We start from the raw sequence: 10,682 nt of genomic DNA, 5'->3' as shown, positions 1-10,682 counted from the left end.
CGGCATCCCCGTCGAGGTCGTCCCCTGCGTTCGCGTCACTCTACGGGTTGCCCGGGGTCGAGCGGGAACCAGTCGGCGGCACCGGGGCTTTAGCCCGGAACGTCCCCCTACCCTGCGGTAATCATGTCTGGCAGGCTTCGTTCATGACTGCGCGCGCCGCCGACCGGGCCCGCTACGACCGGGCCACCGCTCATCTCGACGCACCTCTGGCGATCGTCGACCTCGACGCCTTCGACGCGAACGCCGACGACCTCGCCCGAAGGGCCGGCGGCAAGCCGATCCGCGTCGCGAGCAAGTCCGTTCGCTGCCGGGCACTGCTGGAGAGGGTCCTGGCCCGTGAGGGCTTCCAGGGCATCATGTCGTTCACCCTCGCCGAGTCCCTGTGGCTGGCCCGTTCCGGGTTCGACGACATCCTCCTCGCCTATCCGTCCGCCGACCAGGACGCCTTCGCGGAACTGGCGGGCGATCCCAAGCTCGCCGCCGCCGTCACCGTGATGGTCGACGACCCCGCCCACCTCCAGCTGATCGAGAACTCGCGGCGCGGCGGCACCGAAGTGGTGCGCGTCTGCCTGGAGTTGGACACCTCGCTGAAGCTTCTCGGGGGCCGGGTGCGGATCGGGGCGCGGCGTTCGCCGCTGCACTCCCCCGAGCAGGTCGCCGAGGTGGCGCGGGCCGTGGCCGAACGGCCGGGGTTCAAGCTGGTCGGGATCATGGCGTACGAGGGCCATATCGCCGGGGTGGGCGACTCGGTGGCCGGGCGGCCCCTCCGTTCGCGGGCGGTGCGGCTGATGCAGGCCACCGCGAAGAAGGAGCTGGCCGCCCGCCGGGCCGAGGTCGTCCGTGCCGTACGGCGGGTGGCGCCGGACCTGGAGTTCGTCAACGGCGGCGGCACGGGCAGCGTGCAGCACACGGCGGCGGAGGGCGCGGTCACCGAGATCGGCGCCGGGTCCGGGCTCTACGTGCCCCGCCTCTTCGACAACTACACGTCGTTCAGCGGGCGTCCGGCCGCGCTGTTCGCGATGCCCGTGGTCCGGCGCCCGGGGGTCGGCGTGGTCACCGTGCTCGGCGGCGGGTACCCCGCCTCCGGTGCCGCGGGCCCCGACCGGCTGCCGGTGCCGTATCTGCCGGAGGGGCTGAAGTACGACCCGCAGGAGGGGCCGGGCGAGGTGCAGACCCCGCTGCTCGGCGCCCCCGCGGACGATCTGCTGCTCGGCGACAAGGTGTGGTTCCGGCACGCCAAGGCCGGTGAGCTGTGCGAGCGGTTCGACGTGCTGCACCTGGTGGAGGGCGACGAGGTGACGGCGACGGTCCCGACGTACCGGGGCGAGGGCCACACCTTCCTGTAGGACCCGGTGGCGCGCCCGGGCCCGGCATGTCATCGCGGGCCCAGGCTGCTGCCCACTCCCCCGCCGGTCTTCTCGTCGCCGATCGCCCGGATGCCCCGGACGATCCGGTCGATGTCGCCGACCGGCGGGCCGTCGTCGCCCGCGTCGACGGCGAACCGGACGAGGACCGGCGCCTCGGAGCCGATGCTGGACGGGAAGACGAGGGACTGGACGTACCCGCCGGGCCCCACGTCGGTGGTGACCCGCCAGCGCACGAAGTAGCCGGCGCGCCCCGCGACGGCTACCGAGCCGGAGCCGACGACCTCGTGGCCGGTGACGCCGTTGTACGGGCGCCGGTCGAGGTCGTCGCGGTCGTACGCGTCGTTCGCGGCGTCCTCGATGTCGTTCTCGGCGAGGGCCTTCGGGGACGTCTCGTCGCTCTGGGTGACGGTGCGCGAGTAGACCCAGCCGCTGCGGCACAGGCCGTCGTCGCCGGGACAGTCATAGGTGCCGTCGGTGACGAGGACGGCGTCCTCGTCGGCGTCCGCGCCGTCGGTCCAGCCGTCGAGGACCGGGAAGGTGATGCCGTTCAGGTCGTCCACGACCACGGACGCGTCACCGCCGGCCCCGGAGCCGGAGGGGGACGAGGACGGGGCGGTCGGGGACGGGCTCTCGACGCCGCCGGACGACGGGGCGGTGGGGGCCGTTCGCGTGTCCTGGCCGCCGTCGCCGTCGCCGCCCAGGACGAGGACGCCGCCGGTGACCGCGCCGGCGACCAGCACGGCCCCGGTGGCTGCCAGCGCGATCACCTTGGTGCGCCCGGGGCGTTTGGGCGGCCGGGGCTGGGCCGGGAGCGGGACGGGCTGGTCCGGCTGGCGCCGGTGGTCGGTCCACGCGGACCCGTCCCACCAGCGTTCGGTGAGCGGGTAGGACGGGTCGCGGTACCAGCCGGGCGGCGGCGAACTGCTCATCCGGGCACTTTAATCACACCGGCAGGGTGGGTGTTCCCGCCGCGGTGTTCCCGGTGCGGTGTGCCCGATGCCTAGAGCGGGGTGACGTAGGCGCCCGAGATGCCGCCGTCGACCAGGAAGTCGGTGGCGTTCACGAAGGACGAGTCGTCGCTCGCGAGGAAGGCCACGGCGGCGGCCATCTCCTCGGCCTCCGCGAACCGCCCGACCGGGATGTGCACGAGGCGGCGCGCGGCCCGCTCCGGGTCCTTGGCGAACAGCTCCTGGAGAAGCGGGGTGTTGACCGGGCCGGGGCACAGCGCGTTGACGCGGATGCCCTCCCGGGCGAACTGCACGCCCAGTTCGCGGGACATGGCCAGCACACCGCCCTTGGATGCCGTGTACGAGATCTGGGAGGTCGCCGCGCCCATCCGGGCCACGAAGGAGGCGGTGTTGATGATGGAGCCCTTGCCCTGGCGCCGCATGTACGGGATGGCGGCCTTGCAGCACAGGTACACGGAGGTGAGGTTGACCTCCTGGACCCGCTTCCAGGCCTCCAGGCCGGTCTCCAGGATGGAGTCGTCGTCGGGCGGGGAGATGCCCGCGTTGTTGAAGGCGATGTCGACGCTGCCGTAGGTGTCGTACGCGGTCTTGAACAACGCCTCCACCTGCTCGGCGTCGGTGACGTCGACCTTCACGAAGATCCCGCCGACCTCCTCGGCGGCCGCCTTGCCGCGTGCCTCGTCCACGTCGCCGCAGACGACGTGGGCGCCCTCGGAGGCGAGGCGGCGGGCGGTGGCGAGGCCGATGCCGCTGCCGGCGCCGGTGATGACGGCGGTACGGCCGACGAGTCGGCGGCAGATGGTGTCCTGGGGCTGGGTCACAGTGCGGGGCCCTCCGTGCTGATGAAGACGTTCTTGGTTTCGGTGAAGGCGGTCAGGGCGTCCGGGCCGAGTTCGCGGCCGATGCCGGACTGCTTGAAGCCGCCGAAGGGCGTCCAGTAGCGGACGCTGGAGTGGGAGTTGACGGACAGGTTGCCCGCGCGGACGGCCTGAGAGACGCGCAGGGCGCGGCCGACGTCCCGGGTCCAGATGGAGCCGGACAGGCCGTACGGAGTGTCGTTGGCGAGGCGGATCGCGTCGGCCTCGTCGTCGAAGGGGAGGACGACCGCCACGGGGCCGAAGACCTCCTCGGCGGCCACGCGCGCGTGCGGCTCGACACCGGTGAGGACGGTCGGCGGGAACCAGAAGCCGGGGCCCTCGGGGGCCTTGCCGCGGATGCCGGGCGCGTCCGGGTCGACGTAGGCGCGGACGCGGTCGAGCTGGACGGCGGAGATCAGCGGGCCCATCTGGGTGGCCTCGTCGGCCGGGTCACCGACGCGGACCGACTCGATGCCGGGGGCGAGGAGTTCGAGGAAGCGGTCGTGGACGGAGCGCTGCACGAGGATGCGGGTGCGGGCGCAGCAGTCCTGGCCGGAGTTGTCGAGGAACGACATGGGGGCGGCGGCCGCCGCGGCTTCGAGGTCGGAGTCGGCGAAGACGATGTTGGGGCTCTTGCCGCCGAGTTCGAGGGTGACGCGCTTCAGGAGCGCCGAGCCCTTGGCCAGGACCTGCTTGCCGACGGCTGTCGACCCGGTGAAGACGATCTTCGCGACGCCGGGGTGTTCGACGAGGGCGCTGCCCGTGACGGCACCGTGTCCGGGCAGCACCTGGAACAGTCCCTCGGGGAGTCCCGCCGCACGTGCCAGCTCCGCGAGGCGCAGCGCGGTGAGCGGGGTGGTCTCGGCCGGTTTGAGGAGCACCGCGTTGCCCGCCGCGAGCGCGGGGGCGACGCCCCAGGCCGCGATGGGCATCGGGAAGTTCCAGGGGGCGATCACGCCGACCACGCCGAGGGGTTCGAGGATGGTGACGTCGAGGCCGCCGGGGACGGGGATCTGCCGTCCGGTGAGCCGTTCGACGCCGCCGGCCGCGTAGTCCAGCAGGTCTCGGACGTTGCCGGCCTCCCAGCGGGCGTTGCCGATGGTGTGGCCGGCCTCGCGGACCTCCAGGAGGGCCAGCTCCTCCAGGTGCTCGTCCACGGTGACGGCGAACCGGCGCAGCAGCCGGGCCCGGTCGGCGGGGGCCAGCGCGGCCCAGGCCCGCTGGGCCTTCGTCGCCAGGGAGACGGCCGCGTCGACGTCCGCCGGGGTGGCGGCGGGGACGGTGGCGACGACCTCCTCGGTGGCGGGGTTCAGTACCTGGAGCTGCTGCTCGTACTGCGTGGACTGTCCGGACAAGTAAGGGCCTTTCCGCGGGGCGTGGTTCACAGGCGTTCGAAGGAGCGGCGCAGCTCCCAGTCGGTGACGGCGGCGTCGAAGGCGGCGAGTTCGACCCGCGCCATGTTGAGGTAGTGGGCGACGACCTCGTCGCCGAAGGCGGCCTTGGCGATGGGGCTGCTGCCCCACAGCTCGGCGGCCTCGCGCAGGGTGGTCGGCACATGGGCGTACTCGCCGGTGTACGCGTTGCCCTCGCAGACGTCCGGCAGTTCCAGCTTCTGCTCGATGCCGTACAGCCCGGCCGCGACGAGCCCGGCGACGGCGAGGTGCGGGTTGACGTCGCCGCCGGGGAGCCGGTTCTCGAACCGCATGGAGCGGCCGTGGCCGACAACCCGCAGGGCGCAGGTCCGGTTGTCGTGGCCCCAGGCGACGGCGGTGGGGGCGAAGGAGCCCGGCTGGAACCGCTTGTAGGAGTTGATGTTGGGCGCGTAGAGCAGCGAGAAGTCACGCAGCGCGGCGAGCTGCCCGGCGAGGAAGTACCGCATGACCTGGGACATCCCGTGGCCGTCGGCCATCACGTTGGTGCCGTCGGCGTCCGCGAGGGACAGGTGGATGTGGCAGGAGTTGCCCTCGCGTTCGTTGTACTTGGCCATGAAGGTGAGGGAGACGCCCTCCTGGGAGGCGATCTCCTTGGCGCCGGTCTTGTAGATGGCGTGCTGGTCGCAGGTGACCAGGGCGTCGTCGTACTTGAAGGCGATCTCGTGCTGGCCGGGGTTGCACTCGCCCTTCGCGGACTCGACGGTCAGCCCGGCGGCCGCCATCTCGTTGCGGATCCTCCTGAGGAGGGGCTCGATACGGCCGGTGCCGAGGACCGAGTAGTCGATGTTGTACTGGTTGGCCGGGGTGAGGCCCTTGTACCCGGCGTCCCAGGCCTGCTCGTAGGTGTCCTTGAAGACGATGAACTCCAGCTCCGTGCCGACCTTGGCGGTGTAGCCCAGTTCGGCGAGGCGCTCCAGCTGACGGCGGAGGATCTGGCGGGGGGCGGCGACGACCGGTGAGCCGTCGTTCCACGCGAGGTCGGCGATCAGCATGGCCGTGCCCTCGTTCCAGGGCACCCGGCGCAGGGTGGACAGATCCGGGCGCATGGCGAAGTCGCCGTAGCCCCGGTCCCAGGAGGACATCGCGTAGCCGTCGACCGTGTTCATCTCGGTGTCGACGGCGAGGAGGTAGTTGCAGCCCTCGGTGCCGTGGGCCAGGACGTCGTCGAGGAAGAAGCGGGCGGCGAACCGCTTGCCCTGGAGTCGCCCTTGCATGTCGGGGAAGGCCAGGACGACAGTGTCGATCTCGCCGCCGGCGACGAGGGTGTGGAGTTCCTCGACGGAGAGCGGGGGTGTGCGGTCTGCCACGGGAAAGCCTCCTAGGGGCTTCTTCGGCCATCCGGGAGCCATAAGGTATTACCCGGAACCTTTTATGGGAAGGGGGTGCCCCCACATGTCGCGGACAGGGGCGGGACCAGAGAGTCCGTGGGCCGACGACCGGCTGGCGTCCGTACTGCGTCCGGTGCGGGCGGGCAACGGCTTCGAGGAGGCCCTGGAGCAGATCCTCCAGGTGGTCCGGCTCGGTCTGGTGCCGGGCGGCGAGCGCCTGCCAGCCGAACGCGACCTGGCCGAACGGCTCGGGATCAGCCGGGTGACGCTGCGCGAGGTCCTGAAGGTGCTGCAGGAGCAGGGCCTGGTCGAGGCGCGGCGCGGCCGCTACGGGGGAACGTTCGTGCTGCCGCGCGCCACGACCCCGGGCGAGGACGAACTGCGTCGGCGACTGAAGGACATCGACGTCGAGGACACGCTGCGTTTCCGCGAGGTGCTGGAGGTGGGCGCGGCCGGGCTGTGCGCGGCGCACAGCCTGACCGACGACCAGGCCGAACGTCTGCGTACGGCCCTGGCACGCACCCGCGACGCACCGCTCGCGGAGTACCGCAGGCTGGACACCCTGTTCCATCTGACCCTCGCCGAACTGTCCGGCTCCCCGTCGCTCGCCGCACAGTACGCCGGTGTGCGCGCGGGGGTGAACGACCTGCTCGACTGCATCCCCCTGCTGGTGCGCAACCTGGAGCACTCGCAGCAGCAGCACACGATCCTGGTGGAGGCGGTGCTCGACGAGGACGCCGAGGCGGCACGGGAAGTCATGCGGGAGCACTGCGCGGGCACGGCGGCGCTGCTGCGCGGCTTCCTCGGGTGAGACCGACAGGCCCGGACGGCAGACCCGGACGGCAGACCCGGACGGCAGACCGGCCACGGATTTACGACCGGTTAACGCAGGGGTATTGCTTTTCGGTCACCGACCCCACAAAGGTATGGATCCATTCCTTTGAGTGGGGAGAGTGCCCATGTCCCTGAGAGCCACGGACACCGCCGACGCGGCGGACGACTACCTGGAGCGCAGAACGCTCCGCCGGGGCAGCGCCGGCTGGGTCCTGCTGACCGGCCTCGGCGTCGCCTATGTCGTCTCCGGCGACTACTCCGGCTGGAACCTCGGCCTGGCGAAGGGCGGCTTCGGCGGTCTGGCGATCGCCACGGTGCTCATGGGCACCATGTACGCCTGCATGGTCTTCGCCCTCGCGGAACTCTCCGCGATCCTGCCCACGGCGGGCGGCGGCTACGGCTTCGCGCGCCGGGCGCTCGGCCCGTGGGGCGGCTTCCTGACCGGCACGGCGATCCTGATCGAGTACGTGCTCGCCCCGGCCGCCATCGTGATCTTCATCGGCGAATACGTGAAGTCACTGGGCCTGTTCGGCATCACGTCGAGCTGGCCGGTCTATCTGTTCTGCTTCGCGTTCTTCATCGGCATCCATCTCTGGGGTGTCGGTGAGGCACTGATCGCCAGCTTCGTCGTCACCGGTATCGCGGTCGTCGCCCTGATCGTGTTCGCCCTCGGCGCGCTGCCCGACTTCAGTGTGTCCGCGCTCGACGACATCCCGGTCGACACGAGCGCCTTCGGGGCGAGTTCCTGGCTCCCCATGGGGCTGCTGGGCATCTGGGCGGCGTTCCCGTTCGGCATGTGGTTCTTCCTGGGCGTCGAGGGCGTGCCGCTGGCCGCCGAGGAGACCAGGGACCCGGCCCGTACGCTTCCGAAGGCCATCCGCTGGTCGATGGGCGTCCTGGTGGTGCTGGCGGTGATCACCTTCTTCGCCGCGGCCGGGGCGCGTGGCTCGGCCGCCATCCAGGACGCCGGCAACCCGCTGGTCGAGGCGCTCCAGCCGGACGGCAAGGCCACGGCGCTCAGCCGCTTCGTGAACTACGCCGGCCTGGCGGGCCTCGTGGCCTCGTTCTTCTCCCTGATCTACGCGGGGTCGCGCCAGCTCTTCGCGCTGTCCCGGGCCGGCTACCTCCCCCGGGTCCTGTCCCTCACCAGTGGCCGCAAGGCCCCGTACCTGGGGCTGCTGGTGCCGGGCACGATCGGCTTCGCGCTGGCCGCCGGCACCGGGGACGGCGGCCGGATGCTGAACATCGCCGTCTTCGGCGCCACCATCAGCTACGCCCTGATGTCCCTGTCGCACATCGTGCTGCGCCGCCGGGAGCCGGGGCTCGAACGGCCCTACCGCACGCCGGGCGGCATCCTGACCTCCTCGGTCGCCCTGCTCCTCGCGTGCTCGGCCCTGGTGGCGACGTTCCTGGTGGACGTGACGGCGGCGTTCATCGCGCTCGGCGTGTACGCGGCAGCGGCCGCCTACTTCGGGCTCTACAGCCGCAAGCACCTGGTGGCGAAGGCACCGGAGGAGGAATTCGCGGCGCTGGCCGCCGCCGAGGCAGAGTTGGCAAGGGACTGACTCGTTCCGTCCCGCAGTTCCACGCATTTCATCAGTCAGGAGCACGTGTGACCAGGCCGCTGATCGGTGTGAGTACGTATCTGGAGTCCGGCGCGCGCTGGGGCGTCTGGGAGCTGGAGGCCGCGTTGCTGCCGGTCGGCTACCCCCGGCTCGTGCAGGCGGCGGGCGGCGTCGCCGCGATGCTGCCGCCGGACGACCCGTCGTACGCCGCCGCGGCGGTGGCCCGGGTCGACGGCCTGGTCATCGCGGGCGGCCCCGACGTCGACCCCGTCCACTACGGCGCGGAACGCTCCCCGCGCTGTGGGCCTCCCACGCCCGAGCGGGACGCCTGGGAGCTGGCCCTGATCCGGGCGGCGCTGGACTCCGGGACGCCGCTGCTGGGCATCTGCCGGGGCATGCAGCTGCTGAACGTGGCGCTCGGCGGCACGCTCGTCCAGCACATCGACGGGCATGTGGCCGAGGTGGGGGTCTTCGGCCGTCACTCCGTGAAGCCGGTACCGGGGACGCGGTACGCGGAGATCGCACCCGAGGAGGCCGACGTGCCGACGTACCACCACCAGGCCGTGGACCGCCTCGGAGAGGGCCTGGTGGCGTCGGCGTTCGCCACGGACGACGGCACGGTGGAGGCGATCGAACTGCCGGCCCCCTCATGGGTCCTGGGCGTGCAGTGGCACCCCGAGATGGGCGAGGACCTGGGAGTGATGCGGGCGCTCGTACGGGCGGCGCCCTGACAGGAAGCGGGCACTCGTGCGGGCGGCACCCTCACGGGAAGCGGGCACTCATCCGGGCGGCACCCTCACGAGAAGCGGGCACTCATGCGGGCGACGCCCTCACGAGAAGCGGGCACTCATGCGGGCGACGCCCTCACGAGAAGCGGGCACTCATGCAGGCGACGCCCTCACGGGATGCGAGCGCTCGTGCGGGTCGGGCCCTGACGGCGGGCGGCGGGTGGTGTGGGGGCCGCTCGGGGACGTCGCGGCGCGGCTGGAGGTGCTGGGGGCGCCCGCGTAGGGCCTGGGACGCCGAGGGCCTGGATGTCCCAGGGCGAAGCCCGGGGCATCCGGGGGCGGGGACTGCGCGACCAGCCACGACGCGCCCGCGGCCGTCACCGGGCTGGACCCACGGGGCCGAAGGGGCAGCGCCCCTACGACTCCGCCCCTTCCACCCGGCGGATGAGGTCGGCCATCCCCCACGGGCCGTCGTGGCTGGTCACACAGTCCCCGCGCCCCTGAGATGCCGGGGCTGCGCCCCAGGCATCTCACCGTTCAGTCGACGGCCGGCGTGCCACCTCGGGTCAGCCCCAACAGGTCCCGTGCCGGTCCCGCCGGCCGATGCCCCGTCGGCCAGACCGCCCGCAGCGCGCGCCGGAGTCGGACCCCGTCGACGGGGATGCGGACGAGCCGGCGGGCGGACAGCTCCTCCCCCAGCGCCAGCTCGCTGAGGACGGCCGGCCCGGCCCCGCTGAGCGCGGACGACTTGACCGCCGTGGTGGACGACAGCTCGATCAGCGGCCGGGCGAGCCCGCCCAGCGCCGACTCCAGCACCTGCCGTGTCCCGGACCCCTTCTCCCGCAGGATCAGCGGCGTCGACGCCAGCTCCGCCGCGTCCAACGGACGGCGCCGACGCGCCCACGGGTGCCCGGGCGCCGTCACCACGATCAGATGGTCGTGCGCTATCACGACCGCGTCGAGCCCCGCCGGCACCGTCGGCCCCTCCACGAACCCCAGGTCCGCCTCGTCCGCCAGCAGCCGCTCCGCGACGATCGTCGAGTTGCCCGCGAGGAGCGACACCGCGGTGTCCGGCCGCTCGGCCCGCAGCGCGATCAGCCACCCCGGCAACAGATACTCGGCGATGGTCATGCTCGCGGCGACCCGGAGCCGCGAGTCCCGTCGGTCCCGCAGCGCCTGCGCGCCCACGTCGAACACCTCGGCCGCCTCGACGATCCGCCGGGCCCAGTCGGTGACCAGCGCCCCCGCGTCGGTGAGCCGGGAGCCGCGCGGCGACCGGTCGACCAGGGCCACGCCGAGCTGCCGCTCCATGGAGCGGACCCGGCTGCTCGCGGCGGGCTGGGTGATGCCCAGCTCTCGCGCCGCCCGCCCGAGCGAGCCCAGCCGGGCGACGGCCAGCAGCAGTTCGAGGGCCCCCAGATCCGGCACCCGATGGGCCAGCCCGCCCCGTGGCTCCTCCAGCTCACTCATAACGCCAGCTTATGTCCCCATACACACGGCCTCCCTGGTGGCCCCGCCGGGACGACGAGACGCTCGCTCCATGGTCACCCCGGTCCACCGCGTCCTTCCGTCCCCGCCGGCCACCCCGGCTCACCCCACGGA

The 10,682-nt window shown here is 72.4% G+C and carries 9 protein-coding genes; 4 read left to right on the top strand and 5 right to left on the bottom strand.

From position 1 onward, the window contains the following. Positions 1-143 precede the first annotated feature (143 nt). The gene (locus tag AOK15_RS33035) at positions 144-1,346 is read left to right on the top strand and encodes an amino acid deaminase/aldolase (protein ID WP_055522000.1); all 1,203 of its coding nucleotides are present in this window, start codon (positions 144-146) and stop codon (positions 1,344-1,346) included. A gap of 29 nt (positions 1,347-1,375) precedes the next feature. On the opposite strand, the gene AOK15_RS33030 is transcribed toward AOK15_RS33035, so the two are convergent. The 4 genes from AOK15_RS33030 to AOK15_RS33015 form a co-directional block, all read right to left on the bottom strand. Beyond that, complete coding sequence (locus AOK15_RS33030) at positions 1,376-2,296, bottom strand: DUF2510 domain-containing protein (RefSeq protein WP_055521999.1); 921 nt, start codon at positions 2,294-2,296, stop codon at positions 1,376-1,378. A gap of 71 nt (positions 2,297-2,367) precedes the next feature. Beyond that, the gene (locus AOK15_RS33025) at positions 2,368-3,156 is read right to left on the bottom strand and encodes a 3-oxoacyl-ACP reductase (protein WP_055521998.1); all 789 of its coding nucleotides are present in this window, start codon (positions 3,154-3,156) and stop codon (positions 2,368-2,370) included. Next, the gene (locus AOK15_RS33020; RefSeq protein WP_055521997.1) at positions 3,153-4,547 is read right to left on the bottom strand and encodes an aldehyde dehydrogenase family protein; all 1,395 of its coding nucleotides are present in this window, start codon (positions 4,545-4,547) and stop codon (positions 3,153-3,155) included. Before AOK15_RS33020 ends, AOK15_RS33025 begins: the two co-directional genes overlap by 4 nt. Before the next feature lie 26 nt (positions 4,548-4,573). Then, positions 4,574-5,932 carry a glutamine synthetase family protein gene (locus AOK15_RS33015; protein WP_055521996.1) on the bottom strand — a complete coding sequence of 453 codons (1,359 nt, stop codon included), beginning with the start codon at positions 5,930-5,932 and terminating at the stop codon, positions 4,574-4,576. Between the two features lie 85 nt (positions 5,933-6,017). Between AOK15_RS33015 and AOK15_RS33010 the strand changes: the two genes are divergently transcribed. From AOK15_RS33010 to AOK15_RS33000, 3 genes are all read left to right on the top strand, one after another. Then, positions 6,018-6,764: a FadR/GntR family transcriptional regulator gene (locus AOK15_RS33010; RefSeq protein WP_055521995.1), complete on the top strand. Its 747-nt coding sequence runs from the start codon at positions 6,018-6,020 to the stop codon at positions 6,762-6,764. Between the two features lie 148 nt (positions 6,765-6,912). Continuing rightward, positions 6,913-8,352: an ethanolamine permease gene (gene eat, locus AOK15_RS33005; protein WP_055521994.1), complete on the top strand. Its 1,440-nt coding sequence runs from the start codon at positions 6,913-6,915 to the stop codon at positions 8,350-8,352. 47 nt (positions 8,353-8,399) lie between these two features. Continuing rightward, entirely contained in the window at positions 8,400-9,083 is a 684-nt protein-coding gene (locus AOK15_RS33000; RefSeq protein WP_055521993.1) for a gamma-glutamyl-gamma-aminobutyrate hydrolase family protein, read from the top strand. Positions 9,084-9,617: 534 nt separating this feature from the next. Here the strand turns inward: AOK15_RS33000 and AOK15_RS32995 are convergent. Next, positions 9,618-10,550 (bottom strand): LysR family transcriptional regulator, encoded by a 933-nt coding sequence (locus AOK15_RS32995; RefSeq protein ID WP_055521992.1) that lies wholly within the window; start codon positions 10,548-10,550, stop codon positions 9,618-9,620. Between the last annotated feature and the right edge of the window lie 132 nt (positions 10,551-10,682).

Source organism: Streptomyces ossamyceticus (genome assembly GCF_001418475.1).
In the GTDB taxonomy this organism is placed as follows: Bacteria; Actinomycetota; Actinomycetes; order Streptomycetales; family Streptomycetaceae; genus Streptomyces; species Streptomyces ossamyceticus.
Note: the sequence above shows the minus strand (reverse complement) of the source record. Positions and strands in the feature narration are given on the sequence as shown.